General features: G+C 71.4%; 24 protein-coding genes. 13 read left to right on the top strand and 11 right to left on the bottom strand.

Annotated elements, in window-relative coordinates; translation table 11 throughout:
• Position 1: 1 nt before the first annotated feature.
• On the top strand, positions 2-2,047 hold the full coding sequence (locus tag QH270_RS09415; RefSeq protein ID WP_280340193.1) for a serine/threonine-protein kinase: 2,046 nt from the start codon (positions 2-4) through the stop codon (positions 2,045-2,047).
• Here QH270_RS09415 and QH270_RS09420 read toward each other — a convergent pair.
• A complete protein-coding gene (locus QH270_RS09420; RefSeq protein WP_280340194.1) occupies positions 2,044-2,880 on the bottom strand; it encodes a GNAT family N-acetyltransferase in 837 nt (278 codons plus the stop codon). The genes QH270_RS09415 and QH270_RS09420 overlap by 4 nt on opposite strands.
• Positions 2,881-2,933: 53 nt before the next feature.
• Complete coding sequence (locus QH270_RS09425; protein ID WP_280340195.1) at positions 2,934-3,221, bottom strand: hypothetical protein; 288 nt, start codon at positions 3,219-3,221, stop codon at positions 2,934-2,936.
• A gap of 254 nt (positions 3,222-3,475) precedes the next feature.
• On the opposite strand from QH270_RS09425, the gene QH270_RS09430 reads away from it, so the two are divergent.
• Positions 3,476-4,075 carry a hypothetical protein gene (locus QH270_RS09430; RefSeq protein ID WP_280340196.1) on the top strand — a complete coding sequence of 200 codons (600 nt, stop codon included), beginning with the start codon at positions 3,476-3,478 and terminating at the stop codon, positions 4,073-4,075.
• Between the two features lie 50 nt (positions 4,076-4,125).
• Here the strand turns inward: QH270_RS09430 and QH270_RS09435 are convergent, their stop codons facing one another.
• Complete coding sequence (locus QH270_RS09435; protein WP_280340197.1) at positions 4,126-5,253, bottom strand: acyl-CoA dehydrogenase family protein; 1,128 nt, start codon at positions 5,251-5,253, stop codon at positions 4,126-4,128.
• Between the two features lie 9 nt (positions 5,254-5,262).
• Positions 5,263-6,435: an acyl-CoA dehydrogenase family protein gene (locus QH270_RS09440; RefSeq protein WP_233000464.1), complete on the bottom strand. Its 1,173-nt coding sequence runs from the start codon at positions 6,433-6,435 to the stop codon at positions 5,263-5,265.
• 200 nt (positions 6,436-6,635) lie between these two features.
• Between QH270_RS09440 and QH270_RS09445 the strand changes: the two genes are divergently transcribed.
• A complete protein-coding gene (locus QH270_RS09445; protein ID WP_280340200.1) occupies positions 6,636-7,454 on the top strand; it encodes a hypothetical protein in 819 nt (272 codons plus the stop codon).
• A 174-nt stretch (positions 7,455-7,628) separates the two neighbouring features.
• Here the strand turns inward: QH270_RS09445 and QH270_RS09450 are convergent, their stop codons facing one another.
• Positions 7,629-8,543, bottom strand: a complete 915-nt coding sequence (locus QH270_RS09450) for a hypothetical protein (RefSeq protein ID WP_280340201.1) — start codon at positions 8,541-8,543, stop codon at positions 7,629-7,631.
• Positions 8,544-8,715: 172 nt separating this feature from the next.
• Here QH270_RS09450 and QH270_RS09455 point away from each other — a divergent pair, with 172 nt between their 5' ends.
• Genes QH270_RS09455 through QH270_RS09470 form a run of 4 tightly spaced genes read left to right on the top strand, consistent with a single transcriptional unit; the run spans position 8,716 to position 11,811 of the window.
• Positions 8,716-9,318, top strand: coding sequence for an alpha/beta hydrolase (locus tag QH270_RS09455; RefSeq protein ID WP_280340202.1), 603 nt, complete (start codon positions 8,716-8,718; stop codon positions 9,316-9,318).
• An 18-nt stretch (positions 9,319-9,336) separates the two neighbouring features.
• Positions 9,337-9,735: a hypothetical protein gene (locus QH270_RS09460; protein WP_280340204.1), complete on the top strand. Its 399-nt coding sequence runs from the start codon at positions 9,337-9,339 to the stop codon at positions 9,733-9,735.
• Positions 9,722-11,110, top strand: coding sequence for a WXG100 family type VII secretion target (locus tag QH270_RS09465; RefSeq protein WP_280340205.1), 1,389 nt, complete (start codon positions 9,722-9,724; stop codon positions 11,108-11,110). The genes QH270_RS09460 and QH270_RS09465 overlap by 14 nt, the downstream gene beginning before the upstream one ends.
• Positions 11,107-11,811, top strand: a complete 705-nt coding sequence (locus QH270_RS09470; protein WP_280340206.1) for an ESX secretion-associated protein EspG — start codon at positions 11,107-11,109, stop codon at positions 11,809-11,811. Before QH270_RS09465 ends, QH270_RS09470 begins: the two co-directional genes overlap by 4 nt.
• A gap of 153 nt (positions 11,812-11,964) precedes the next feature.
• Here QH270_RS09470 and QH270_RS09475 read toward each other — a convergent pair whose 3' ends face one another.
• Positions 11,965-12,609 carry a TetR/AcrR family transcriptional regulator gene (locus tag QH270_RS09475; RefSeq protein WP_280340208.1) on the bottom strand — a complete coding sequence of 215 codons (645 nt, stop codon included), beginning with the start codon at positions 12,607-12,609 and terminating at the stop codon, positions 11,965-11,967.
• Positions 12,610-12,720: 111 nt separating this feature from the next.
• On the opposite strand from QH270_RS09475, the gene QH270_RS09480 reads away from it, so the two are divergent.
• On the top strand, positions 12,721-13,650 hold the full coding sequence (locus QH270_RS09480; protein WP_280340209.1) for a zinc-binding dehydrogenase: 930 nt from the start codon (positions 12,721-12,723) through the stop codon (positions 13,648-13,650).
• 7 nt (positions 13,651-13,657) lie between these two features.
• Here QH270_RS09480 and QH270_RS09485 read toward each other — a convergent pair whose 3' ends face one another.
• Entirely contained in the window at positions 13,658-17,578 is a 3,921-nt protein-coding gene (locus QH270_RS09485; RefSeq protein WP_280340210.1) for a bifunctional RecB family nuclease/DEAD/DEAH box helicase, read from the bottom strand.
• A gap of 93 nt (positions 17,579-17,671) precedes the next feature.
• On the bottom strand, positions 17,672-19,480 hold the full coding sequence (locus tag QH270_RS09490; RefSeq protein WP_280340212.1) for a DEAD/DEAH box helicase: 1,809 nt from the start codon (positions 19,478-19,480) through the stop codon (positions 17,672-17,674).
• A gap of 62 nt (positions 19,481-19,542) precedes the next feature.
• Here QH270_RS09490 and QH270_RS09495 point away from each other — a divergent pair, with 62 nt between their 5' ends.
• Together QH270_RS09495 and QH270_RS09500 are read left to right on the top strand one after the other, a co-directional pair.
• Positions 19,543-20,412 (top strand): carbon-nitrogen hydrolase family protein, encoded by an 870-nt coding sequence (locus tag QH270_RS09495; protein WP_280340213.1) that lies wholly within the window; start codon positions 19,543-19,545, stop codon positions 20,410-20,412.
• 11 nt (positions 20,413-20,423) lie between these two features.
• Positions 20,424-21,044, top strand: coding sequence for a phosphoribosyltransferase (locus QH270_RS09500; protein WP_280340214.1), 621 nt, complete (start codon positions 20,424-20,426; stop codon positions 21,042-21,044).
• Between the two features lie 16 nt (positions 21,045-21,060).
• Here QH270_RS09500 and QH270_RS09505 read toward each other — a convergent pair whose 3' ends face one another.
• Positions 21,061-22,002, bottom strand: coding sequence for a cupin domain-containing protein (locus QH270_RS09505; protein WP_280340215.1), 942 nt, complete (start codon positions 22,000-22,002; stop codon positions 21,061-21,063).
• A 144-nt stretch (positions 22,003-22,146) separates the two neighbouring features.
• On the opposite strand from QH270_RS09505, the gene QH270_RS09510 reads away from it, so the two are divergent.
• Entirely contained in the window at positions 22,147-22,728 is a 582-nt protein-coding gene (locus QH270_RS09510; protein WP_280340217.1) for a TetR/AcrR family transcriptional regulator, read from the top strand.
• A 125-nt stretch (positions 22,729-22,853) separates the two neighbouring features.
• Entirely contained in the window at positions 22,854-23,366 is a 513-nt protein-coding gene (locus QH270_RS09515) for a MauE/DoxX family redox-associated membrane protein (protein ID WP_280340219.1), read from the top strand.
• Here the strand turns inward: QH270_RS09515 and QH270_RS09520 are convergent.
• Together QH270_RS09520 and QH270_RS09525 are read right to left on the bottom strand one after the other, a co-directional pair.
• Positions 23,351-24,529, bottom strand: a complete 1,179-nt coding sequence (locus tag QH270_RS09520; protein WP_280340220.1) for an alanine racemase — start codon at positions 24,527-24,529, stop codon at positions 23,351-23,353. The genes QH270_RS09515 and QH270_RS09520 overlap by 16 nt on opposite strands.
• Positions 24,530-24,577: 48 nt before the next feature.
• Positions 24,578-25,057, bottom strand: coding sequence for a TetR family transcriptional regulator (locus QH270_RS09525; protein ID WP_280340222.1), 480 nt, complete (start codon positions 25,055-25,057; stop codon positions 24,578-24,580).
• A gap of 396 nt (positions 25,058-25,453) precedes the next feature.
• Here QH270_RS09525 and QH270_RS09530 point away from each other — a divergent pair, with 396 nt between their 5' ends.
• Entirely contained in the window at positions 25,454-26,200 is a 747-nt protein-coding gene (locus tag QH270_RS09530; RefSeq protein ID WP_280340224.1) for a tyrosine-protein phosphatase, read from the top strand.

A 26,200-nucleotide genomic window follows, 5' to 3' on the forward strand; every position in this document is an offset into this window, starting at 1 on the left:
GATGATCGACGAGAGCGGCGTCTTCGCCGGATACACCATCGAGCGGCTGCTCGGCCGCGGCGGCATGGGCTCGGTGTATCTGGCCCGGCACCCCCGGCTGCCGCGACGCACGGCGATGAAGCTGCTGAACCGGGAACTGTTCTTCGACACCGAGATCAGGGCCAGGTTCGAGCGCGAGGCCGACCTCGTCGCGCAGCTCGAGCATCCGAACATCGTCACCGTGTACGACCGCGGCGTCGAGGACGAGCAGCTGTGGATCTCGATGCGCTACATCGACGGCTCGGACGCGGCCTCGCTGCGGGCCCCCGTCGACGCGGCCAGGGCGGTGCGCATCGTCGCCGAGACGGCGGCGGCACTGGACTTCGCGCACAGCAGGGGCGTGCTGCACCGCGATGTGAAACCGGCCAACATCCTGCTCGAACCGGTCGACGGCGGCGAACGGGTGTATCTCACCGATTTCGGTATCGCCCGGCTGCACAATGACAATGCCGCCAAACTCACCCAGACCGGAACCTTCACGGCCACCCTGGCTTTCGCCTCGCCCGAGCAGCTGTCCGGGATCGCCCTCGACGGCCGCGCCGACCAGTACTCGCTGGCCTGCACCCTGTTCCGGCTCCTCACCGGCACCACCCCGTTCGAGGCGGGCAACCCGGTCGCGGTCATCCAGGGCCACCTCCAGCAGCCGCCGCCCCGCGCGAGCGCCCTGCGCCCCGACCTGCCGCCCGCCCTCGACGCCGTGATCGCACGCGGCATGGCCAAGCGACCGGCCGAACGCTTCGCCACCTGCGCCGAGTTCGCCACGGCCGCCGCGCTGGCTCTGACGGACCCCACTGCCGCGCAACCCTTCCCACCGTCCTCGCCCACCAGGACCTACCCGGCCGACTCCCCCTACACCCCGGCCCCCGGCTTCCCGCTCGCCGGAACGCCCTTCACCGGCCCGGACCAGCGAACGTCGAACCCTTGGCCCGCCACCGGATCACCGTCGGCACCGGGCGTACCCCAGGCCACTTCGGGTCAGCCGTCGACGCCGGGGATACCGCAGGCCGCATGGGGTCAGCCGTCGGCGCCAGGGATACCGCAGGCCACTTCGGGTCAGCCGTCGGCACCGGGTCTACCCCAGGCCGCCTGGGGTCAGCCGGCAGCGCCCGAAATGCCGCAGGCCCCGCGCGGCAACGCACCGGCGGCCGCGTGGGGTGGCGCCCAGCCGTTCGTCCCCGGGGAGCCGCGGCATCCGTGGGGCGAGCCCTCGCCGGTGCCGTGGAGTGGTGTGCCGCAGCCGAGTCCGGGTAGCGGGCCGGGACGGCCGCGGGACGCGTCGGACCGGGGTGAGCGGCCGTCGAGCGTGGCCGACGACTATCTCGGGCGCAACCGGCACTCGCGGTGGCGGGCCACGCCGGTGGGCTGGGTGGCGACACTGGCGCTGTTCGGGTTGGTCGGCTGGCTGATCTTCGGACTACTGACCGGGCCGGAGGACACGTCGAGCGCCGCAGCGCCCTCGAGCGAATCGCCCACGCCGACAACCACCTCGGCCCAGCGTCCCACGACCACCAGCAAGCCGACGACCGATCGCCAGATCATCGGCGCCAACGCGGCCACCCTCAGCGCCGAGTTCCCGGCCATGCTGCCCGCCACGACCGCGAGCACCCTCGTGCACGCGGGTTCGGGCCTGGACGGCGCGGGCTGCTTCGCCTACGACCGCACCACCGCCAACCGCGACACCGACGACGCCGACATGGGCGACTGGCTGGTCATGTGGCACTGCTTCGGCGGCGGCAACAAAGCGATCTACGAGTTCTTCCTCTACCCTTCGGCGGCCGAGGCGACGCGGGCCGTCGACGCCCTGCCCGCCAACGACGCCCGCGCGGCGACCCACACCGGCCGCGGCTACACGAATTTCGTGTTACACGACAGCCGGCCGCTGTCGCCACGCATGGTCACCCGCTTCGACGCCGATCCGGACCGCGCTGCCGTGCTCATGTACAGCCGCGGCTTCATCGCCGACGAGGCGCAGATGCTCGAATGGTGGCAGCGCGCGCCGCTCGGCTAACCGGTGCGGGCCGGCGTCAGGGTGAAGTAGGTGAAGTCGCGAACCGGCTCGTACCCGATGGCCTGGTAGATCTTGTTCGAGGTCGGATTCGCCAGGTCGGTGAACAGGCAGGCGTCGCCGCCCTCGGCCCGGATGACGCCGGAGACTGCCGCGGTCAGCGCGCTCGCGAAGCCGTTGCCACGGTGTTGCGGAGGCGTGTAGACGGGCCCGATCCTGGCCCAGCCGAGCACCTGCGCCTGCCGGGCGACCAGGGCCACCACGTCGCCGCCGTGCTCCCACAGCCACCAGAACCCGGCCTCGATCCGCTGGCGGATGGCGTCCTCGCCCAGGTGTGGCGGGTCGCCGATCTCGCGATAGAACTCCTGGGCGAAGGACCAGCACAGCGCCAGGTCGTCGACGGTGGCGAGCCGCGGTTTCCCCACGGCGGGTGGCACCGTGAGGGTGCCCAGCCGGAACAACCGTGCCGAATACAACGGCGACGCGGAACCGCCTGTGCTGCTCGACCAATGGCGCGCGAAGGTCGCCGCATCGGGCTGCTCGCCTTCGACACCGGTCGATGGTGTCCCCTCGGCCGAGAAGGCGTCGGCCACGGCGGCGACGCTGTCCGCGGGCAGTTCGCCGAGGTAGACCCGGCCACCGTTGGCGCTGGTCGCGACGCCGACCACCGCGTCGGCGTCGTCGCGCACCGTCAGGTACCTGATCCCGGCGGCCCGACCGGCGAGCATGTTGGCGACGCCGGTCGCGATCACCGTGTGCCGCAACGGGTCACGGCACAGGAATGCCTCGGCGGCGGTCATGAACTCGGCCGCGTCTCCGGTGATGTCGATCCGCATGGCGTCGACGGTAGGCCCGGAACGGGCGGATCGCACTCGAATTGTGCTGCGGTTCAGCTCTTCGCGAGCGCCTCACGGTCGGTGCGCAGCTTCAGCAGGATCAGTCCCGCGGTGCAGGCCAGGATCAGGCCCGCGACAGTGACCTCCACGTGCAGGCCCGCGATACCGAGCCCGGCGCCGACGAGTCCGCCGACGAAGAACAACCAGCCCATGACCCGCGCGACCACCGCGACAGCGCGATTTCCCGGCGGGTTCGACAGTGCGTGCTGAACATTTGCCGCTGCGGCCGAATCACCGTTCGCCGCTGCGGGTTCCAGCCGGGGTGTCGAGTATGCTCCCATCAGATTCTCCTCGGTGACGCCGATCAGATTCTTGCGTCGCGCAAACTTCGCGCGTCAGGGGTCTCGTTCCGGGCGTCTCATGCGTAACTTTGCTCACACACGCTACGACTCGCCGACGCCGATCGCGCGCGACACGTCCCCGCGACACGCTGACGAAATCAATCCGATATCTGACTCATGAGCATTTAAAATGCTATCTTTCGCCACTCCTGCACTACTGTGAGGCGACTCGAAGTCGACGAGGAGTGCACGCGATGGATGACAGCAGGGCCAAGATCGTGGGTCCGGCAATCGCTGTTGGCGCGGTGTCGCTCGGTCTGATCGTCATCGGCGCCTGCGGTGTGGGACAGCAGGATGTCTACGTCCCGCCACCGCCCCTGCGGGCGAATCTCGCCGCCGCGCCGAGCCCGGTCGCCGACGAGACGACATCGACCACGACCCGGGTTCCGATCCCGCCGTCACCCACCTGGCGGATCGCGCCCTACATGTCGCCACGGAAACCGTTCAGCCTCAGCTCCACCGAGACCTCCCCGTCGGAGCAGCCGCCGGAGGGCGAGTCCACCGAGTCCGCGCCGCCCGAGGCCGCGACCACCGAATCGCGCCCGCCCGAGACGACCACCGAGGACCACTCGACGACCACCGCGCCGCGGACCACCACCACCCGGCCGCGGCCGACCTACACCACCCCGCCGCGCACCACCCGTCCCACGGTCGACCCCGAGGTCGAGGAAACCACCGAGACCACCGAGCCCGACCTGCCGACGACGCAATTCCACGATCGCGCCGCCCCGACCACCACCACCTCGGTCGAGCCCACGGCCACGGAGACACCGACCACCGTCGACGCGGGCTGACACAGCGATGGTGCGCACCCCCGCGGGGCACGCACCATCACCGGTCGGCCCTACAGCTCCGGCAGGTCGTAATCGCCGACGCGGTCGGCCAGCACCCGCCGATGTTCCAGCGCACCGCCGAGCGTCTGCCCGATCGCGGTCAGCCGGGCGACGTAGTGGCTCACCGGATACTCCGCGGTGACGCCGATACCGCCGTGCATCTGGATCGCCTCGCGCCCGATGTGCTCGGCCGATCGCCCGACCTGCAGCCGGGCGCGGGAGGCCACCACCGGATCGTTGCCGCCGTCGGCCAGCGCCGCCGTCGCGAAAAGGCTCATGCTGCGGGCCAGTTCGAGTGAGACGTAGCAGTCGGCCGCGCGCTGGGTGAGCGTCTGGAACTTCGACAGCGTGACCCCGAACTGCTTGCGGGTCCTCAGGTATTCGGCGGTCAGGGTCAGCGCGATCTCCATCGCGCCCACCGCCTCCGCGCACAGCGCCACCTGCGCGTGCCCCTGGGCCAGCGCGATCTGTTCGGCCGCGTCGACGGTGTCGCCGAGCAGTTCGCCGGGGGCACCGTCGAACTCGAACTGGGCGGCCCGCCTGCCGTCGAAGGTGCGGTACGCGGTCTTGCGCACGCCCGCGCCGTTCGGATCGACCAGCAGCAGGCCGACCCCGCCGCCGGGCAGCACCGCGCTGACGATCAGCTCGTCGGCGCAGTCGCCACGCAGCACCGGGTTCTTCACCCCGCTCAGTGTGTAGGCGTCGCCCTGGGCGTTCGCGGCTGTGGTGAGCTCGGTGGACGGCCAGCGCTGCCCCGGCTCGTCGTGCGCGAAGGCCAGCAGCGTCTCGCCGGCGGCCAGGGCGGGCAGCAGCCGGGACCGCTGCTCCGCGCTGCCGGTCAGCCGCAGCAGTTCGGCCGGGACGACGACCGCGTCCAGCACCGGTTCCGGGGCGAGCGCGCGGCCGAGTTCCTCCTGCACCAGCATCGCCTCGACCGGGCCGGCGCCGACCCCGCCGTCGTCCTCGTCGATGGTCAGGCCGAGCACGCCGAGGTCGGCCAGCTGCTTCCAGACGGTGCGGTTCCAGCCGAGGTCGGTGTCGCCGATCTTGGTCAGCGCTTCGCTGTCGTAGGACCGGTGCAGCAGTTCGCGCACCGTGTCGCGCAGCATCGTCTGTTCTTCGGTGAGTTGGAGATCCATGTCAGCGCCTCACAATCCGAGGATCGTGGAGGAAATGATCGAGCGCTGGACCTCGCTCGAGCCTCCGTAGATGGTGACCTTGCGATAGTTCAGATAACCGGGTCCGGCGTGCTGGGCCCAGCCGGGCGAAGCGATGCCGTCGGCCTCGACCGGGAGCGCGTCGGCGCCGGCGATCTCGAGCAGCAGTTCGGTGGCCGCCTGCTGCAGTTCGGTGCCCTTGAGCTTGAGCACCGAGGAGGCCGGATTCGGTTTGCCGTCGGCGGAATTGGAGACCACGCGCAGCTGGGTCAGTTCCAGCGCGAGCAGTTCGTTCTCCAGCTCGGCGACCCTGGCGGCGAACACCGGGTCCTCCATCAGGGTGCCGTGGCCCGTCCTGGTCTGGCGCGCGTAGTCCTTGGCGAGCCCGATCTTGACCTTGGTCTTGCCGACGCCGGTGATCGAGGTGCGCTCGTTGCCCAGCAGGAACTTGGCGTAGGTCCAGCCCTGGTTCTCCTCGCCGACGAGCTGGTCGGCGGGCACCCGGACGTTCTCGAAGAACACCTCGTTCACCTCGTAGCTGCCGTCGATCAGCTTGATCGGGCGCATGGTGACACCGGGCGACTTCACGTCGAACAGCAGGAAGGAGATGCCCGCCTGCTTCTTGGGCGCGTTCGGGTCGGTGCGCACCAGGCAGAAGATCCAGTCGGCGTACTGGCCGAGGGTGGTCCAGATCTTCTGGCCGTTGACGATGTAGGAGTCGCCGTCGCGGACCGCGGTGGTGCGCAGCGAGGCGAGGTCGGAGCCGGCGTCGGGCTCGGAGAAGCCCTGGCACCACCAGATGTCGAGCGCGGCCGTCGGCGGCAGGAAGCGCTGTTTGAGTTCCTCGGAACCGAACTGGGCGATCACCGGGCCGACCATGGAGGCGTTGAAGGTGAGCGGCTCGGGCACCGAGGCCAGCTGCATCTCGTCGAGCCACAGGTGGCGCTGCATCGGCGTCCAGTCCTTGCCGCCCCAGGCCACCGGCCAGTTGGGCACGGCGAGGCCGTGGTCGTTGAGGATCTTGTTGGCGGTGACGATGTCGTCACGGGACAGCTCGTGTCCGTACTTCACGCGGTCACGGATCTCGACCGGGATCTCGGTCGTGTAGAAATGCCGGAGCTCGTCGCGGAAGGCGACCTCTTCAGGGGAAAGGGCTATCTTCATCCGGGTCTCCCAGCGTGGTTGGTAGCCGTCGAGAAAAACTTACCCCCGGGTAAGCCGCAGTGTCGACTACATCACACTCGTGCGCCGGTCGGCGCTCGCGGCGGCACGCCAGCCGGTGACACGGCGACCCGGACACGGACCTGGTACCTTCCCAGACGGGCCGGGGCACCGGCGTGAGAGCAGCCACCGAGGAGTTACGGGTGAACGGCAGATCCATCGCAGGCAGGGCAGCGGCGGTCGCCGCGGCGAGCATGGGCGCGCTGGCACTGCTCGCGCCGTCCGCGAGCGCGGCCCCGATCGATGACGCCATCACCCACCTGACGCACGTCGCCGGCGAGGACACCGCCGCCAAGGCGGGCGTCGGCGCGCTCGACAGCTTCACCACGATGGTCGGCGCCGACACCCTGCGCGACATCTCGGCACAGTTCATCCCGTTCTCCTACGCCGCGCCCACGTTCGGCTGCGGCAGCAACGGCCCGATCACCACGATCATCGCCGCCGCCACCTTCGAAGGTCCCGGCCCGCGCACCGAGACGAGCCTGACCCCCGGTGACATCCGGTTCAGCGCCAGCCCGCGGCACACCGGTTTCGCGCTGTCGTCCGGCCTGAACGTGGCCTGGGTGAACGTGAACACCGGGCAGAGCGGCATCGTTCCGCTCGACGACCTGACCGAGTTCGGGTCGCCCTCGCTGTCGAAGACCGTGCACAGCGGCGCGGGCACCGTGGTCGCCTCGATGTGGGGCACGATCGACTACCCCGGCGCGCGCTGCGTGATGACGCCGACCGTCGGTACTTTCATCGTCCCCGACCTGCCCGTCGAGGCCACGCCGGCCCCGGCGGCTCCGCCCGCGCCCGAACCGCAGGCCGCCAACCCCGGCTCGGGTGAGGCGAACGGTGGCGCGCCCAAGGCGGCCGCACCCGAAACCCCCGCTCCCGCACCGGCTCCGGCACCCGCGCCCGCGCAGACCTCGCAGCCGGCTCCCCCACCGGCGCCGTCCGCGGTCACCGTCGGCGGCTGACGCACCGTCACGGCGCACCGATAACGGCCGCGCGCCGCTGTCCGGCCCCGGCAGCATCGGCGGACCGGATGCCCCGACCCGCCGTGTGCGCAGCGGGAACGGCCGCCGACACGCGTACTCCGTGCCCAGCCCGATGCCACGGCGCCCACGCGAAGTCCGCTGGGCGCCCCAGGATCAGCTGCTCGGCCGGATACGCAGGACGGTGCCCTCCTCCGAACCCGCCAGCAGCGCCGAGGAATCGGTGGGATCGGCGACGACCGCGGTCAGCGGCTGGGTCGCGAGCACCGTGCAGGTGGCGCCGGTCTTCGGGTCGACGCGCACGAGGTGCCCGGCCAGCGTGGTGACGTACAGATCCCCGTCGCGCACCACGAGGTCGTCGACGAAATCGGACAGGGCACCGAACGAGGTCAGGTCGGCGATCGGGGTGGCCTCGGCCGGATTCGTGCGCGACAGGCGCAGCACCCGGCCGACGGGGGCTCCGCCGGCGGGGACGTAGTTGGCGGTCACGTAGACCGAATCACCGGAAACGACAACACCATTGGGGCCGTCGACGGAGACCGCCGCCCACCAGTCCATGTCCTCGCTGCCGTCGCGGCGCAGGCGATGCACCCCGTTGGCGGTGGTCACGTAGAGGTTGCCGTCGTCGTCGAAGGCGGCGCCGTTGGGCTGGGGGAAGCCGGTGGCGAACGGCGTCGGCGTGGGGTTCGCGGCGGCGGGGTCGAAGCGGACGATGCCGCCCGAGCCGGCCAGCGGCGAATTACCGGTGACGACATAGAGCAGCCCGTCGGGCCCGAGCCGGACCGCGCCGGGGGCGGCCACCTCCACCGTGGCGGTCAGGCGGCCGTCGCGGTCATACCGTTGTATCTCGCCGCGCAGGACCCGCGAGACCCAGAGATCGCCGTTGCCGTCGATACCGAAGTTCTCCGACCAGTCCAGCAGCGGGACGGTGGAACGGATCGCCACATCCTGGCTCGCCCGCCCACAATTCGTGGCCGGGGCGGCGTTCGCGGTGCCGGTGCCGAGGGAGGCGGTGGTGACGAGGGCCGCGCCGACGGCAACGTGGGCGACGCAACGGCGGAACGACGACATGGAAGACCTCGACTCTTATTGACCCGGCTCGACGCGCGAAAGTCTAACGGCTACCGCCGGGTAGTGGTTTGTCCGAAAGCGCGCCCCGTCCCGGCCGGCGGCGGCCACAACGATCACCCGGGGTCGTGCCCTTGTCGCGCAGGACGATTCGACCAGCGGTAATAATCGGAGGGTGCCCTACTTCGACAGCACCCGTGGACGGCTGCATTACCGGTGCTGGTCGGTCGATGCCCCCGCCGCGACCGTCGTCCTGCTGCCGGGCACCGGCCAGCACAGCGGCCACTATCACCGCTTCGCCGCCGCGCTGGAGCGGACAGCGCGGATCGAGCTGTGGGCCCTCGACACGGCAGGGCAGGGGCTGAGCGAGGGCGACCCGGACGCGCCGGGGACCATCGAGGAGCTCGCCGCCGACACGCGTGGACTGCTGGCCGAGCTCGACGCCGGGACGCGGCCGGTGCTGATGGGCCATTCGCTCGGCGCGGTCACCGCACTCACCGTCGCCGCCGCCCACCCCGCTGACCTGGGCGGACTCGTCGTCTGCGGGACGCCGCGCCGCGCCGCCGAGATCGCGCCCGACCCACGGCTACCGGTGCTCGCGGTGCACGGCGTCGACGATCGCCGGGCGCCCATCGATGTGATCCGGCTATGGACAGCGCGGCACGGATCGGTAGATTTGCGCGAGTACGCCGACGCCGGGCACGACCTGTTGCACGAACCGGTGCAGCAGCGGGTGGCGGCCGATATCGCGGAGTGGGTCGTCGCCACGGTGCGATGAACGATGAAGGGGGAACCGGTGCAACCGAATCGAACAGGACTGCCGAATACGGCGGCGCTCGGCCAGGCCGTGGACGAGGGCGGGCTGTGGATCGACGGCCTGCTGGTCGCCGACGGCGCGCCGGAACGCTGCGCCCAGCGCTACGAGCGCCTCGCCGACGCGGTGGAAGCCCAGCTGCTCGCGCTCGGCGCCACCGAGGTGATTCCGGGCTTCGGCGGGCTCCCGTCGGGCACCGCGCTGCGCACCGGCTTCGAAGACAAGGCGGCCGACGCGCTGACCCAGCTGCGCACCTACGCGAGCACCGCGCGCGAGCTGGCCGCGGTGTTCCGCGCGGCGGGCGCGGCCTATCAGGAGGGTGACCGCGCACTGTCCGACGCGGTCGCCCAGCTCCAGGTGCCGGGTGATGGCCATGCGTAGCATCTCCGGCCGCGCGCCCGGCACCGATCCCGACTACGTGCCCGCCGTCGAGGTCTTCGACAATCTCTCGCACGCCGAGATCTATCAGGCCGTCCGCCAGCTCGATCCGGCGGCGCTCAGCAACGCGGGCCAGCTGTTCCTCGCCGCCTCCACCGGGCTCGGCGACGAGGTGGAGAACGCGCACGGCGAGATCAGGGCCGCCATCGCCGACGGCTGGCGCGGCGCGGCCGCCCAGCAGGCCGTCGACGCGATCCGCGACTTCGAGCAGGCGGGCCGCAAGATCGCGGATGTGCTGACCGCGGTCGGTGTGCGGCTGAGCCAGGCGGGTGACGCGGCCGAATCCGTTCGCGCCGCCGTCGCCGAACCTACGGCGGCACAACCCGATCCGACTGCCGCGCTGATCGATTCCGAGCAGGCGGGGAACAATGCCGCGATCGTGCGGCAGGCCGAGAACGCGCGGTTGGACGCGGTGCAGGCGATGGAGACGATCTACGCCGGGGCATTCGTGCCGACGGGGTCGGGGGTTCCGGCGTTTCCGGACATTCCCACGGAGGTAGGGGGTGCGGCCGCGCCGGCCGCGGGCCTCGGTGTGACGGCGGGCGGCCCTGGTGCCGCGGCGGTCGCGTCCGCGTCCGACAACGGCGTTCCGGTCGCGGGAAACCCAGCCGCTACCGCGTCCGAGGACATCAGTGCCGACGCGACGGCAGCGGCGGGCGCGCAGACCAGCGGAGCCACTACCGCGGCAACGGTTTACGCGCCTCCGGGCAGTACCGTCGCGGCGGCCGCGCAGGTCCAGTCCACCGGCGCGACGCTGAGCGCCGCCGCTCCGGTAGCGCAGACCGGCGGACCGGCGGCCGCCTCCTCGATCGCTCCGGTGGGCCACCTCCCCGCGACCGACCCACGCGCCCGCCGCGTCCGGCCGTCCACCGACCGGACGTCCACCGGAACCGGCGGTGCGACACCGATTTCCGCCGCGACAACGCACTCCGCGGCAGCCGGGTCGTCTTCGGGAACGGTCGGCGCACCGCAGACGAGCAGCGCGAACTCCGGCGGAACGGATACCGCGCAGGCCTCCGCCGAGGGACGGCAGGACGCGGTCGGGGCGAGCGGGGACGCGGCGGCGGGGATGAGCGCCGGCGCGATCGGCGGCTTGATGGGCGGCGCGATGGTGGCCGCCGATCACACGCGGCCACCCGGTGGACCGCGTCCCCAGCCCAGGCAGGACGAGGACGACGAAGACGACGAGGACGACTTCCTGCGCTACCTCGACGAGGAACCGACGTACCTCGAGCCCGCCGACGAAGTGAACGCGCTGATCGGCAAGATGGAGCCGACCAGCCCCGCCGTGCTCGGTGAGTGGACCGGCCGGGAGTGAACTGGCACCTCACCCCGGATCAGTTCGCCCTGGCCTGGGCGCGCACCGACGGCGACCGGATCCCGTATCCGCTCGCGGTGCGCGCCTCGGCCCGCGACACCGCCGAACGCGCCGCCCAGCAACCCGCGCTCGACGCCTGGTGCGCACAGGTGCTCGACGCCGACCTGTCGGCAGCGCTGCGGGTGCTCGCCAAGCCGGAGATCCGCGTGGAGGTGAGCGGGCAGGCCGCCGCGCCGGTCCGGATTCTCGGCGCCGTCACCGGCGACGTGGCGGTGCTCGCCGTCCAGGAACCTGGCAGCGCCGAGGATCGGGGCGGCACCGTGCACGTCCAGGTCGGCAGCACGAAACGCTTCGCCGCCCAGGTGTTCTCGCGCCTTCCCGCCCAGCCGCCGGGCACCGGCGGCCGGCTCTCCGCTCTCGCGGCCAGGGTCCGTGAGGACAGCCGCGACCTCGTCACCGCGCCGGTCGCCGGGCCGTCCGATGCCGCCCGCATCCGGCGCCTGCTCCAGCGGGCACGCACCGGCATCGGCCAGATCCTCGTCGCCGCGGGCAACACGGAAACGCCCACCGGCGTCCTGTCCTGGATCGATGTCACCGGCGACGGCCGGTACCTCGTACACGCGGCCCACCGGGTGGACATCGCCCCCGCCACTTCCGAATGCTCGACCGACTGGCTACGCAGACTGCTGCGCAACGTCTGACCACCGCGGACGCGTGTACCACGCCTCGGCCTCGCCCCGCGAAAACGGCCACGCCACACCGCAGAGTGCGAACGTCCCAGCGGGCGATGGCAGGGAGCATCGCGGTTTCGGTGGCAGCCCGGGCCGAACACACTCCCGAATTCCGCCAACCGATCACTGAGCCGCCCGCGGGACCAGTGTGAGCGCCGCCGGGATCGCGGCGAAGGCATCGCGCACATCCGCGGCGAGCATCGCGGTGTCGACGGGAGTGCCTCGCACGCTCCATGTTTCGAGGCCACAATGGAACGCGGCGATCAGGATGTCGAGTGCCAGCCGCGGGCGCGGGTCCGTGGCGGGATCGAGGCCGTAGCGATCGCGCAGCAGCTCGAGGGCGGCGCGGACCGTGCGGTCACAGAACTGCAGATTGTGCGCGCTCATCGACGGAGTGACGTGCGCGAGACGGTGACTCAGCACGGCGCGTTCGGCCCAGCCGTCGGCGGGCATGCGCGCCACGACCGTGAGCACGGCGTCCTGCAACGTGGCCAGGAGGGTACCCGTGCCGGGATCGGCGGTGGCGAGTTCGTCGAGGAAGGCCGTCCACAGGTCCTGTAGCGGTGCCATGGCCACATCTTCCTTGCTGGCGAAGGTGCGGAAGAACGTGCGCTTGGAGACCTCGACCGCATCGCAGAGTTCGTCGAGGGTCGTGTGGTCGACTCCGCGCGCGGTGAACAGTTCGAGCGCGGTGTCGACCAGCGCTTGCCTGGTCCGCTGCTTCTTGCGTTCGCGCAGCGGCAGGCGGTGCGCCGCGACATCAGCCATGGACGCCAGTCTAACCGACCATTGCGCCTTGGCAGCCTTTGCCCCTTGACAGCTTTTGCCACTGAGTGGCATGTTGGCCTGAGATCCCGCTCCCATGAAAGGCGCTGTGCCATGCGCGCACTGATAGTCGACCACTCCACCCCGACCGGGCTGCGGCTCGGCGAGGTACCGGACCCCGTCCCGGCTCCACATCAAGCCCTCGTCGAGGTGTCGGCGACCTCGCTCAACAGTGGCGAGGTGCGCTTCGGCCTGGCCGCCGCCCCCGACGGCGCGGTCCTCGGCTGGGACGCCGCCGGCACCGTGGTGCGGGCGGCCGCCGACGGGTCAGGACCCCCGGTCGGCACCCCGGTGGTCACCCTCGGCGAGACCGGCGGGTGGGCGCGGTTGCGCGCGGTGGACACCGAGCTGCTCGGCGTGGTGCCCGCGGGCGCCGACCCCGGCGCCATCAGCACGATCCCGGTGGCCGGTGCGACCGCGCTCCGCGCACTGCACCGGCTCGGCCCGATCCTGGGACGGCGCGTGCTGATCGTCGGCGCGAGTGGCGGCGTCGGGCGCTACGCGGTGCAGCTGGCCGCGCGCGGCGGCGCCCACGTCATCGCGACGAGCTCGGACCCCGCGGGTCGCGGCGCGGCGCTGCGCGCGCTGGGCGCCGACGAGGTTGTCGCCGGTCCGGCCGACCTGGCCGCCGAGGTAGACGGAATCATCGACATGGTGGGCGGTTCCGCCCTGGTCGAGGGGTACACGCGCCTCAGGCAGGGCGGCACGCTGGTCGCGGTCGGGCACGCGGCCGCGGCGGGTGAGACCTTCCCGTACGGCGCGCTGTTCGGCGACCAGGGCCGCCACGACCGCACGCTCACCACGTTCTTCCTGCTCTCCTGCGCGCAGCTCGGCCCCGATCTGAGCTGGCTGGCCGACCGGGTCGCCACGGGGGATCTCGACCCGAGCATCGCCTGGCGCGGCGACTGGACCCGCGCGGATCAGGCGATCGAGGCGCTGCTGGCGGGCGGCCTGGACGGCAAGGCCGTGCTTGACCTCCGATGAGGGCCGGCTAGCTCAAGCGGAGGAATGCGGCCAACGCGTCGAGTTCTTCCGGTGTGTCCGGGAGGTATTCGGTGAGCAGGGGCGAGCGGATGACGATGGCCTTCCACATGGCGCGGCACAGGGTCGCGTGGATCATGGTGCGCGACAGCAGGGTTCGCATGCCGAAGGGGGCGTCGGCGGGGGTGGAGGTGGTCATCGACAGGACGACGACGGCCGCCTCGCGTCCACGGAAGCGGTCGGGAGTGCCGACGAGCACGTCCTCGATCTTGGCGCGCGCCAGCAGGGTTCGGATGCGGGCGACCTGGGCGGCGTAGGGCGCGACGACGAACACGTCGTGCGGGTGCAGCCGCCTGGCCTGGCCGCCGGAGGTCCAGGTCTCCCCGAGCAGGGCCCGCACCCGGCGCACCACCTCCCGCGCCTCGGCGTCGGACTCGGTGGCGCTGCCCCGATGCTCGACCAGCACGGTGCTCACGCCGGGCGCGATACCGGCCAGATCTCGGGCGAGCGTGATGGTTTCGCTGGACCGCAGACGGCCGTCGTAGCAGCTCGCCGACACCGGATCGCACAGCGCGGGGTGCATGCGCCAGGTGCGGTCGAGGAAGTAGCCGCGCTCCTCGGGCAGGGTGGCGGCGCCGTCGCACAGCCACTCCAGCGCCGACATCTGGACGGGCTCGGGATGCGCGGCCTGCGCACGCGCCGGAACCGGATCGCCGATCAGCAGCAGATTGCGGGCGCTCACCGCGACGGCGACGGTATCGGCCAGCGAACTCGCGCCCGCGTCGGCGACCACCAGCAGATCGAGCGCGCCGGGCGCGATGAGGTTCTCGTCGACGAAATCGGCGGTGGTACCGCCGATCACGCAGCCGTTGACGGCGTTGTCGAGGAAGCGTGGGTACCGTTCGGCGTCGATCGCCGACCATTCGGGACCCACCGAGGCGACGTCCTTCTTGGCGACCAGCTCGGGCAGGAGCCCGGCGTCGACGACGGCGTCGAAGATCCGCTCGATCACCGCGTGCGACTGCGCCACGACGCCGATCCGCCACCGGTGCCGGGTGACGAGCCGTTCGATCGCGCGGCCGGTGGTGCCGGTCTTACCGGTGCCGGGCGGACCGTGCACCGTCAGGTACGAGGCGTCGAGCGCGCCGACCGCGCCGGCGAGCGCGGCCGCCACGTCACCGTGCACCTCGGGTAGCGCCATGCCGTCGCGCAGCCGGGGCGCGCGCCGCAGCAGCAGGTCGAAGACCGCGGTCTCGGGGACGCCGGGCAGCGTCATCAAGAGGTCCTGGGCCGTGAGTTCCAGCGCCACTTCGATTTCGGCCTCGCCGTCGGGCGGGCCGGGGGCGATGGCGGCGGGCAGGTCGTCGTAGGGCGGGCAGCCCGCGGGCAGCAGCTCTTCGAGGCGGACGGTGTCGTCGAAGTTCGCGTCGACCGCGCAGCCGAGCACGGTTGCGGTGGCGGTGGCGCGGCGGCCGAGGGCCTGGGTCATGCCCGCCGCGGCGGCCCCGTCGTAGATGGTGACCATCTGGGTGCCCGGGGTGAGCGTGGCGCCGGTGCCGAGCCTGCCGGTGAGCGTGAGATAGCGCCGCATCGTCGGAAGTTGCGGTGTGCGATGCCATTTGGTGTCGACGGTGCCCCATTCGGCGACGAGCACACCCGGCGAGTCGGCCCATTCCCCGACCGGATGTCCGAGCCGATCGATGTGCGCCCACCATCGCGGCTGCCGCTCGCGGCGGTGGTATCCGAGCACGGCGGCCGTCACCGCGGCGGCGCGCGCGGCCGTGCCGGTGGCGCCCGCCGCGAATTCGGTGAGCGCGGCTTCCAGCGACCCGGTCCGCAGGGACGGCGGCACATCGGACTCCGCCACCGCGAATCGATTGCCCGGCACCTCGACCCCCGCCTCGTCCGCCCGCTCGAGCAACCAATCACGCAGCGCGAGCACCTGCCCGGCCCTGCCGCCCGCGCCCACTGGTCCACCTGGAGTGAGCGTCGCCGGATCGGAAGCTGTGGCTCGCTCCGATTCGATCGCGTCGACGTGCGAGCGGAAGTGCCCGGTCGGCTCGGCGTCGGTGGATCGGGGGCGGGTCGGCGGCAGCAGGGCGGTGAGGCCGGCGAGGTCGTAGGACTGTTCGCCGATCAGCAGCGCGGTGCGCGTGATCGGGGCCAAGTCGACGAGCGCGCCGCCGGCGAGGAGTTCGTCGAGCAGGTCGGCGCCGGTGCCGAGGCGCCCGGCCCAGTCCAGCAGGGCGGTGCGCACGCTCGAACCGTAGTGGTACACACGCACATTCGGGTCGGTCGCGCGGTGTTCGCCGATGATGTCGAGGAGTTCGTCGAGCACTTCGGCCTCGACGGCGCCCGACAGCGTCGGGCGGTAGACGGTCGACCGGGCGTCGGCCAGTTCCACGGTGTCGACGGCGCCGCGCGCGTCGAGGTCGATGAGCAGGGCGAGGTCACCGTCCGACGGTGCGGGCAGGGCGCCGAGGGCGGTCGCGTCGCGCAGCGCGAAGGCCGGCGCGCCGGTGCTCTCCCGCTGCAACTGGATCTCGGCCTGGCGGCGCAAGGACGTCACCGTGCGTGGGGTGAGACCGGAAACCGGCGTCGCGGTGGTCGCGAGCCGGTCGATCGTCAGCACACCCGCGTCGCGCAACCGGGCCCGCTGGGTGGGCCGAATCCCCGCTACCAGCAGCAGATCCCGTGCGGTGCGCACGGCCTCGCGGCAACTCGCGCAGCGCCCGCACGCGAGATACCGCGGATCGCCCCACTGCACCGGCAACAACTCGGACGACTTCTCCTCGATGATGCGCTCCAGCCGCGCCCGCCGCGCGAGATACACCGGCGCCAGCTCGGCGGCCACTGCCCGCCGCTCCCCCGCCGTGGTCGTCAGCGAGGCCAACGGATCGACACCGATCCCGGCCTCGGCGAGCGCCCGCGCGCACGCCGCGAGAGCGAGCCGCGCCCGCACCATCGCCCGCGCCGAATCCGCTTCCCGGACACCGACCGACGCGGTCGCCCGTTCGAACGGCGTCCGCCCGGCCGCGAGCTCACGCCGCAGCACCCGAGGATCCTCCGAGGCCCGCCGAGCCGCCGCCACCGATGCCGAGCCCGCCCCGGCCTCTGAGATCAGACCACCATCGTCAGCCGCAGCCCAGCCCTGCCCAGCACCCTCAGCCACCAGGCCCGAGCCGGCACTGTCCGCCACAGCCCGACCCGACCCAGCACCACCAGCCGATGCCCACTCCTGCCCTATGCCGTCAGCCACAACCTGGCCCGAGCCGTCAGCGTCAGCCACAGATCGACCCAGCCCAGCACCGGCAGCACCACCAGCCGCTACCAACTCCGATCCAGCATCGCCAACCGGAGCCGGACCGCCGTCGACACCGTCGGCCGTGATCCAGGCGTTGTCAGCGGAAGCGGTAGGGGCTGTGGCATTCTCGGCTCGGCCGGCCCACTCCGGGTACGGCGCGCCGTAGGCCGGGTCCGGCAAGGGCAGGGCGACACCAGTGCCGACACCGGCGTGCAGGCGGTAGTGGCCGGTGTGCCGGTCGCGGATCAGAAGATCCACCCCGCAGGCGAATCGGCCGTCGAAGAACACCGCGCCGTGGATGGCGGCGGCGCCGGCGCGGGCGGCGGCGAGTGTCTGTTCGGCGGCGGCGGTGAGGGCCGTGATCCGCGCGGCGGTGGTGGCGCCGGGCGCGTCGGCCGCGTCGACGCGGACCAAGGCGTCGCCGAAGTGGCGGACCACCTCCGGGGACACCTCGGCGGCGTGGACGACGGGCACAGCGGTGTCGGCGGCGCCGGGCAGGTTGCCGAGGGCGGCGTCGACGGCGCGCAGCAGCGCGAACTCGCAGTCCGCCGCGCGCACGAGGTCGCCGACGGCACCGATCACCCGATCACCGGAGACGAACAACCGCGGCCCTCCTGCTGTGTTCACGCACACCCGACGGCAAACACCTTAACCAGCACGACGCGCGTCCAGGGCGCGCCCGCCGAACATGTCGAGCAAACGCCGAGCAGCCACCCGCGCTCAGGAGCGCGGCTTGCGCCGCTCCGTGCGCGGCCGGAAGTCACGGTCCCGCCGCGGCGCGCGCGAGTTCAGCCGCTGCGCGGGCGGGCCCTGATCGGGCTGCAGCTGGATCAGCACGCCGCTGATCCTGGTGCGGCGCAACGCTTCCAGTGTCTCGTGCGGCAGGTCCGCGGGCAGCTCGACGAGGCTGTAGTCGGGCCGGATGCTGATGTGGCCGAAGTCGCTGCGGCGCAGTCCGCCCTCGTTGGCGATGGCGCCGACGATCGCGCCCGGCACCACGCGGTGCCGCTTGCCGACGCTGATCCGGTAGGTCGCCAGCTCCTGGCCGCTCTCCCGGGAGAACGACGGGCCGCGAGTGCCCCGGTCCTCGTCGTCGTAGCGGCGCGGGGCCCGCTCGCGGTCCCGGTCCCGGTCCCGATCGCGCTCACGCCGCGGCGCGGGCTCCGGCTCGGGCTCCATGAAGAAGTTGTCGCCGTCGAAGCCACCGACGGCCAGCGCCGCCGCGATGTCGACCAGCGGGGTGTTGTGCTCGGCCTCGTAGTCCTCGATCAGCTTGCGGAACAGCGCCACATTGTCCGAGGACAGGTTCTCGGTGATCATGTCGCCGAACTTGGTGACGCGCGTGGCGTTGACGTCGTCCACACTGGGCAGCTGCATCTCGATCAGCGGGTGCCGGGTGGCGCGCTCGATCGACTTGAGCAGGTGCCGCTCACGCGGCGCGACGAACAGCAGGGCCTGGCCCGATCGACCGGCACGACCGGTGCGGCCGATGCGGTGCACGTAGGACTCGGTGTCGTGCGGGATGTCGTAGTTCACGACATGCGAGATGCGCTCCACGTCGAGACCGCGCGCGGCCACGTCGGTGGCGACCAGGATGTCGAGCGCGCCCGACTTCAACTGGCCGATGGTGCGCTCGCGCTGGTTCTGCGCGATGTCACCGTTGATCGCCGCGGCGGAGAAACCACGCGAGCGCAGCTTCTCGGCCAGCTCCTCGGTGGCCTGCTTGGTGCGGACGAAGATGATCATCGCCTCGAAGTCCTCGACCTCGAGCACGCGGGTCAGGGCGTCGAGCTTGCGCTGGTGCGAGACCTGCACGTAGCGCTGGGTGATGTTGGTGTTGGTCTGGGTCTTGGACTTGACCGTGATCTCGACCGGCTCGTTCAGGTACTGCTTGGAGATCTTGCGGATCGCGCCGGGCATGGTCGCGGAGAACAGCGCGACCTGCTTGTCGTTCGGCGTGTCACGCAGGATGCGCTCGACGTCTTCCTGGAAGCCCATCTTGAGCATCTCGTCGGCCTCGTCGAGCACCAGGTAGCGCAGCTGCGACAGGTCGAGCGTGCCCTTCTCCAGGTGGTCGATCACGCGACCGGGCGTACCGACGACGACGTGCGCGCCGCGCCGCAGGCCGGACAGCTGCACGCCGTAGCTCTGCCCGCCGTAGATCGGCAGCACGTGCAGGCCGGGGATGTGCGCGGAGTACTTGCCGAAGGCCTCGGCGACCTGGATGGCGAGCTCACGAGTCGGCGCGAGCACCAGCGCGCTCGGCTTCTTCTGCGCGGTGTCCAGACCCATCAGGATCGGGATCGCGAAGGCCGCGGTCTTGCCGGTACCGGTCTGCGCCAGGCCGACGACGTCGGCGCCGGACAGCAGCGGAGGGATGGTCGCCGCCTGGATCGGGGACGGCGACTCATAGCCCACATCGGCGATGGCCGCGAGGACGCGGTCATCGATCCCGAGATCGGCGAAAGTCGGGCCTTCTTCGTGCCTGTCGTCGTCGGCAGGAACGCTGTCGACCTCATTGGTACTCATTGACCAGCAGTTTACTGCCTGGCGGTAGCTGTCCCGGCCACCGGGTGAATACGGTGAGACCTATGCAACTGCAGAACGGGTCAGCACATCAGGAACCGGCACCCGTCGAGGTGCCCATCTCGGTCGTCCAGTTCGCTCCGGAGACCGATCCGGCGGCCAATCTGGCGACGCTGCGCGAACACGTCCGCCGGGCCGCCGAGGCGGGCGCGCGGGTGGTACTCACCCCCGAGTACTCGATGTACGCGGTGACCCGCCTCGACGAGCGGGTGGTTGCGATCGCCGAACCCCTCGACGGCCCGTTCACCAGCGGACTGAGCGCGCTCGCGGCGGAATTCGGGGTGTATCTGGTGGCCGGCGTCGTCGAGCAGCCGACGCCGGGCGCGAGCAGGATCAGCAATACGCTCGTGGCTCACGGGCCCGACGGCGCGCGGGTGGCGGTCTATCGCAAGGTCCATCTGTACGACGCGTTCGGTCACCGGGAATCGGACGTGGTCGAGGCCGGGCCGCTCGTCGCGCCCGCCACCTTCACCGTCGACGGTGTGATCTTCGGCATGCAGACCTGTTTCGATCTTCGTTTCCCGGAGGGATGTCGGCGTGTCGCCGCCGCGGGCGCCCAGGTGTTGCTGCTGCCCGCCCAGTGGATTCCCGGCCCGGCCAAGGTCGACCAGTGGACGACGCTGCTGCGTGCCCGCGCGATCGAGAACACGATCTATGTGGCGGCCGCCGATCAGTGCGCGCCGCGCGGTGCGGGCGCGTCGATGATCGTCGACCCGGCGGGCAGCGTGCTCGCCGAACTCGGCGACGAGCCGGGCGTGCTCACCGCGACGGTGGACCCGGCGCACGTGGCACGGGTCCGCACCGCCAATCCGAGCCTGGCCTTGCGCCGGTTCGAGGTCACCGAGCGCGTTTCGCAGCAGCCCGTGGCGGAGTAGCGTTCGAGGCGATGGTCTATCCGGATCGCGCCGCGGCGGGCCGAGCCCTCGGCACGGCCCTCGAACACCTGCGGGACACGCGCCCCCTGGTGCTCGGGCTGCCGCGCGGCGGTGTGCCGGTCGCTGCCGCTGTGGCCGCCGAGATCGGCGGCGAGCTGGACGTGCTGCTGGTGCGGAAATTGGGCCTGCCGTGGCAACCGGAGCTGGCGATGGCGGCACTCGGCGAGACCGGCGTACTGGTGCTCAACCGCGACGTCGTCGAGCGCGGCGGCGTCACCGAGGAGGCCTTCGACGCGGTCGAGCGGGCCGAACGCGCCGAATTGGCCCGCCGCCAGGCTGTCCTGCGGACCACGGAGCCCATCCCGCTGACCGGTCGCACCGTGGTGATCGTCGACGACGGCATGGCGACCGGCGCGACCGTCGTCGCCGCGTGCCGCGTCGCGCGCGCCCAGCGGCCGGAGCGCCTGGTGGTGGCGATGCCGGTGTCGTCACCGGAGGCCGCCCGCCGCGTCCGGCGCGAATGCGACGAACTCGTCTGCCTGTGGACACCGGCCGAACTCGGCGGAGTCGGCATGGCCTACAACGACTTCCACCAGCTCTCCGACGACGAGGTCACCGAGCTGCTGGCCTAGGCACGCGCGCCCGTGCTCAGTTCTCCTCGTAGACCACGTGATAGCGCCGTGTGTAGCGATTGAGGGCGGCGGGATCGAAGCGCCCGCCCGAGCTGACCTCGGCGCGATGCTCGATGATCGCCTCGACGACACACTCCCAGCCGCCGGGCGAGGAGATCTGCACGACCCGCGGCGGCGGTGTCGAGCCAGGCCGGAGCGCATGCGGAACGCCGTGCGGCAGCAGCACGAACTGCCCCGGGCCCGCGGTGTGGACGCGGTCGTCGAACTCCACCTCGAGCACACCGTCGAGAACGTAGACGCACTCGTCGGCCACGTGATGGGTGTGGCGCGGGATCGGCTGGGCGACAGTGACTTCCAGTGCCGAGAACAGGCCGTCGGTGTCATCGGTGCGCGCTTTCACGCTGAACGCGGGCGGCACGGGGATCCGGCCGGGCCGCGCCTGGCCCCTGGCCAGGAGATAGAAGCGGTCCCGGTCGCCCCATCCACCGGGATCGCCCTCGCCGAGGTGGTAGCGCATGCCGTGCGGCTTGCCGAGCTCGTCGGCCCTGGCCCAGTCGCGCTCCCCGGTCCAGTCACCGCTCTGGCGCGCCTCGGCGACGTCTTCGAGGTAGCGCTCCCAGCCACCGGGCGCCGACAGTTGCAACGCATGCACCGGCGCCTCGCCGAGGTTGCGCATGGCGTGCGTGACTCCTCTGGGCACCAGGAAGCACATGCCCGAGGTGACCTCGTGGGTCACCCCGCCGTAGTCGAGGCCGAGCGCGCCGTCGATCACGTAGACGAACTCGTCGAAGGTGTCGTGCACGTGCGGCGGGATGTCACCACCGCCGCGGTTCTCCATCAGGGTGAATCGCCCCTGCGTGTCGTCGACGCCCGCTTTGACCCTCGCCCAGGGCGGAAGTGGCACTCGGGTCGGGCGGGAAGCGTCCGCGTCCAGGAGGAAGAAGCGGTCATCGGGCATTGCGCACCTCGTTCGTAAGGGGAATAGGATTCCGGTTCCGAAAGAATGACACCTCGCCGCCGGCGCTGTCAACGGCGGGAAATCACCCGACCGGACTCCGGTACTGTGCACAATCGGAATCCCGTTCCGATCAGCCGAGGACCCATGACGACTCCACCGCGCCGCCTCCGCGCCGACGCCGGCCGCAACCGCGCCAACGTGCTCGACGCCGCCGTCCGGCTGTTCGCCGAGCGCGGCGACGCGGTGCAGATGGCGGAAGTCGCGGGCGACGCAGGCGTCGGCGTCGGCACCGTCTATCGCCACTTCCCCACCCGCCAGGCCCTCATCGCGGCCGTCGCCGAACAGCGCTTCGTCGAAATCCTCGACTTCGCGCGGGCGGAATCCGCGCAGGCACCCAACGGCCGGGAAGCCGTGCGCGCCCTGCTGTCGCGCGTCGGCCGGGTGCACGAGGAGGGACGCACCCTGTCGGGCCTGATCGAGTCGGCTCTCGGCGACACCGCACCCCGGGGCGAGGTCGCGCTCGCACTGCGCGAACTCGGCACCACCCTCGTCGACCAGGGCAGAGCCGACGGGACCCTGCGCGAGGACACCACCTTCGACGACCTCTACATGGTCGTGGGCGCCCTGGCGACCGTCGCCCGCGCGAACCTGGGCGACTGGCGACGCTTCGTCGACATCACCCTCGCCGGCCTCACGCCACGAACCCCCGCGCACGACCCCGCCTGACCACCCCAACGGCGGCGGGGTCTTGACAGCCCCTTCGACCCTGCCGTATCTGTTTATCGGAAGATGATTCCGCTTCCGTTTCCCGGTCGAACACGACCCGACCACCAGGAAGACAGGGCAGACGCATGGCATTCACCGACACCACCGGACAGCCGCGGACGATCGGCGATCAGCGCGGAACATGGGCCGCGGCAACTCTTTTCACCCGTGCGGCGCTCGGCGCGGGATTCCTGTCCGCCGTCGCGGACCGATTCGGAGTGTGGGGCGACCCGGGAACAGGCAATGTCGCCTGGGGCGATTTCACATCGTTCACCAGCTACGTCGGCGACTTGGCGCCCTACCTGCCGGATGCACTGGTCGACGTCACCGCCTGGGCCGCCACCGGCGTGGAGATCGTCCTCGGCATCGCGCTGATACTGGGCATCGTACTGCGCTGGACGGCGATCGCCGGCACGGTCACACTCGTCGCCTTCGGCGGCTCCATGTTCTTCTTCAGCGGCTTCGAGGCGCCGTTGAACGCATCGGTGTTCAGCGCCGCGGCGGCCGCGGCACTGCTGGCGCTGTCACCGCCGAGCAGTCACGTCCTCGCCGTCGACCGGCTGCGCGGGGTGACGGCAGGCGGTCAGCCGAAGCACTGACCTTCGCCGCGATAGGTGGGAACGGTTGTGCGCGAACCCGATTCGTCGACGAGGTGGATCTCGGCGAACCGTTCGCACAGTTCGCCCGCCTTGGCGTGCCGGAACCAGACGCGGTCGCCGATCTCGAGTTCGGCCCCGCCGGCGAGCGGAGTCTGCACCTCGCCCGCGCCTTCGGCGCCGAGCAGCTTCAGCCCCGCGGGCCAGACCGGCAGCGGGACCCGGCTCGGCCCGGCGGGGCCGGAGGCGATGTAGCCGCCGGCGAAGACGGTGGCGATGCTCGGGGTGGGTTTGCGCAGGACCGGCGTGGCGAAGAACAGCGCGGGGCGCGGGGTGAAGGACCGGTAGTGGTCGAACAGGGTCGGCACGTACAGGCCCGAGCCCGCGGTCACCTCGGTGACATCCGGATCGGTGATCGAGACCTCGATCGAACCGGTGCCGCCGCTGTTGACGATCTCGAGCGGCCCGGTCACCATGCGGACCGCGTCGAGCACCTGCGTGCGCCTGCGGCCGATCTCGATGGCCGACAGCCGCTTGACCACCCGCACGGCGGGATTGCTGTCGGGCAGGCCCGCGATCTGGGCCTCGTAGGTCATCACTCCGACCACCTCGAAGCCGCGCCTGCGCGCCTCGGTGGCCAGCACCGCGGCCTGATCGGGGCTGCGCACGGGCGAACGGCGGGTGCCCAGGTGCAGCGGGCCGATGCGCAGGGCGGCGTCGACATCGAGGCAGACGCGCGGGTGGACGGTGTCGGTCCCGAGGGCCGCGCGGGTGAGTTCGAGCTGGGCGACGTCGTCGATCATCAGGGTGATCGCGCTGAGCAGGGTCGGCGCGGCCGCGAGTTCGGCGAGCGCGGCCCGGTCGAGGACGGGGTAGCCGAGCAGGATGTCGCGGGCACCGAGGCGGGCCAGCCAGATGGCCTCGCGCAGCGAGTACGCCATGATGCCGGCGAAGCCACCCTGCGCCGTGAGCCCCGTGCCGAGCACCCGCTCCAGCACCGCGCGGCAGCGCACCGACTTGCTGGCGACCCGGACCGCGACGCCGTTCGCGCGGCGGACCAGGTCGGCGGCGTTGGCGTCGAGCGCGGCGAGGTCGACCGCGGCCAGCGGCGGGTCGAGCTCGGCGGTCGCCGCGTGCAGATCGTGCAGCGATGTCGTGTGGGTCACCCGACTACTGAACCACCTATCTGGTCAGTCGTCCAGCACTGGCGATGCTCAGGCCTCGACAGCCTTGAGGGTCAGGCAGCCGACCAGATCGTCGATGACCACCAGGGTGGTCTCGTCGTTGCCGTCGGCCAGCCAGCGCAGCACGGCGCCGTGGATCACCGAAACCATGTACGTGGCAACGGAATCCAGCGGCTCGAGCCATTCGGTGCCGGAGAGCCGGGCCGAGAGACCGAGGAAGCTGATGGCCTCGTCGTCCATCCGCTGGAACATCGACGTCGCGGTGGGATCGCCGACGGTCTCACCCGCGGGCGACCACCGCTGACGCAGGGTCTGCAGCGCGGCCTCGTACGCGGCGACCTGACGATCGGGCGCGGCCTTCACCAGCGGCCAATACGCACTGAGCCCGGCGTGCAGCAGCACCCGCAGCGCCCGTACGCCGGTGGCGTCCGAGCTCGCGGCCGCCGCCTCGACGGCCTGGCACACGGCAGGTCGCAGCGAGGTTTCGGAAAGTTCACGACTGGCGCTCAACGACAACTCCTCGGCAACAAATTTCGCTGCCCGCGGCGGTGCGAGCTTCGCGGAGAGATCGTCCGGATGCGGATCAACCTATCCAACAAGCTCGATCTTAGAAGGTTTTCTGGATTCACGAACTGATTCAGCCGCCCTTTTCAGACTGAAAGATTGTTTTGTTACCCGAATGCGACCTTGTGTAAAACCGACCATACGGTTGAATTCGGTCATTCGAGCGACTTCGGCGCCCCGGGCCGCAGTCGGACTACCGGTCAATACTACAAGTCGGCGCAGGTCCGGCCACTTCCTGTGGGCGACGGCACAGTGGCACCCGACGAAACAGACACAACACAGTGCGTGTCGGAACAGCGAACTCGGGCGCGGCGGCGACAATCGCGCCGATAACCTGGTCGAGTGACTCTCTCGCCTCCCGCCGATCAGTTCGCCCTGAGCGGCACCTTCAATTTCCGCGATGTGGGCGGACTTCGTACCGCCGACGGCGCGACTACCCGATCCGGCGTGTTGTTGCGCTCGGCCCAGCTGAGCGGTCTCGACGCGAACGGGCACGACACCCTGCGCGCGCTGCGCGTCACCGATGTGCACGACCTGCGCGGCCTGCCCGAGATCGACCACATCGGCCACGACTCGCTCCCCGCGGGCGTCCGCCTGCACGTCACCCCGTTCGACTCCCGGATGGGCGAGGCCCCGCCGCACGAGGCCGAGGAAGCCGTCTCCGCGCGCGACCACATGATCGAGGTGTACCGGGCGTTCCCGGTGATGCCGGAGGCCAGCGAGGCGATCATCCGGCTCGCGAACTCCGTCGTCGACGGTGACGGCGCCGCGCTGGTGCACTGCGCGGCGGGCAAGGACCGCACCGGTTGGGCCGTGGCCACCCTGCTGCGCGCGGTCGGCGTCACCGAGGACCACGTCTACACCGACTACCTGGCCAGCAACGCCGCCGTCGAGCCGCTGCGCACGATGCTCGAGCCCAAGATCGCGGCGGGCGCGCAGCTGTCCGACGACCTGCTCGGCGTGCGGGTCGACTACCTGCGCACCGCCGACACCACGGTGCGCGAGAGCTACGGCGACGCCGAAGGCTACCTGCGCGCGATCGGGCTCACCGGCGCGCTGCGCGCGGCCCTGCGCGCCCGGCTGGTCTGA

This window comes from Nocardia neocaledoniensis (genome assembly GCF_029868625.1).
GTDB lineage: Bacteria > Actinomycetota > Actinomycetes > Mycobacteriales > Mycobacteriaceae > Nocardia > Nocardia neocaledoniensis_A.

Excerpts from the sequence above, each read along its gene's own strand:
- QH270_RS09415 (WP_280340193.1), top strand. The coding sequence starts at position 2 with ATGATCGACGAGAGCGGCGTCTTCGCCGGATACACCATCGAGCGGCTG.
- QH270_RS09420 (WP_280340194.1), bottom strand. The coding sequence starts at position 2,880 with ATGCGGATCGACATCACCGGAGACGCGGCCGAGTTCATGACCGCCGCC.
- QH270_RS09425 (WP_280340195.1), bottom strand. The coding sequence starts at position 3,221 with ATGGGAGCATACTCGACACCCCGGCTGGAACCCGCAGCGGCGAACGGT.
- QH270_RS09430 (WP_280340196.1), top strand. The coding sequence starts at position 3,476 with ATGGATGACAGCAGGGCCAAGATCGTGGGTCCGGCAATCGCTGTTGGC.
- QH270_RS09435 (WP_280340197.1), bottom strand. The coding sequence starts at position 5,253 with ATGGATCTCCAACTCACCGAAGAACAGACGATGCTGCGCGACACGGTG.
- QH270_RS09440 (WP_233000464.1), bottom strand. The coding sequence starts at position 6,435 with ATGAAGATAGCCCTTTCCCCTGAAGAGGTCGCCTTCCGCGACGAGCTC.
- QH270_RS09450 (WP_280340201.1), bottom strand. The coding sequence starts at position 8,543 with ATGTCGTCGTTCCGCCGTTGCGTCGCCCACGTTGCCGTCGGCGCGGCC.
- QH270_RS09465 (WP_280340205.1), top strand. The coding sequence starts at position 9,722 with ATGGCCATGCGTAGCATCTCCGGCCGCGCGCCCGGCACCGATCCCGAC.
- QH270_RS09475 (WP_280340208.1), bottom strand. The coding sequence starts at position 12,609 with ATGGCTGATGTCGCGGCGCACCGCCTGCCGCTGCGCGAACGCAAGAAG.
- QH270_RS09480 (WP_280340209.1), top strand. The coding sequence starts at position 12,721 with ATGCGCGCACTGATAGTCGACCACTCCACCCCGACCGGGCTGCGGCTC.
- QH270_RS09490 (WP_280340212.1), bottom strand. The coding sequence starts at position 19,480 with ATGAGTACCAATGAGGTCGACAGCGTTCCTGCCGACGACGACAGGCAC.
- QH270_RS09495 (WP_280340213.1), top strand. The coding sequence starts at position 19,543 with ATGCAACTGCAGAACGGGTCAGCACATCAGGAACCGGCACCCGTCGAG.
- QH270_RS09500 (WP_280340214.1), top strand. The coding sequence starts at position 20,424 with ATGGTCTATCCGGATCGCGCCGCGGCGGGCCGAGCCCTCGGCACGGCC.
- QH270_RS09505 (WP_280340215.1), bottom strand. The coding sequence starts at position 22,002 with ATGCCCGATGACCGCTTCTTCCTCCTGGACGCGGACGCTTCCCGCCCG.
- QH270_RS09510 (WP_280340217.1), top strand. The coding sequence starts at position 22,147 with ATGACGACTCCACCGCGCCGCCTCCGCGCCGACGCCGGCCGCAACCGC.
- QH270_RS09515 (WP_280340219.1), top strand. The coding sequence starts at position 22,854 with ATGGCATTCACCGACACCACCGGACAGCCGCGGACGATCGGCGATCAG.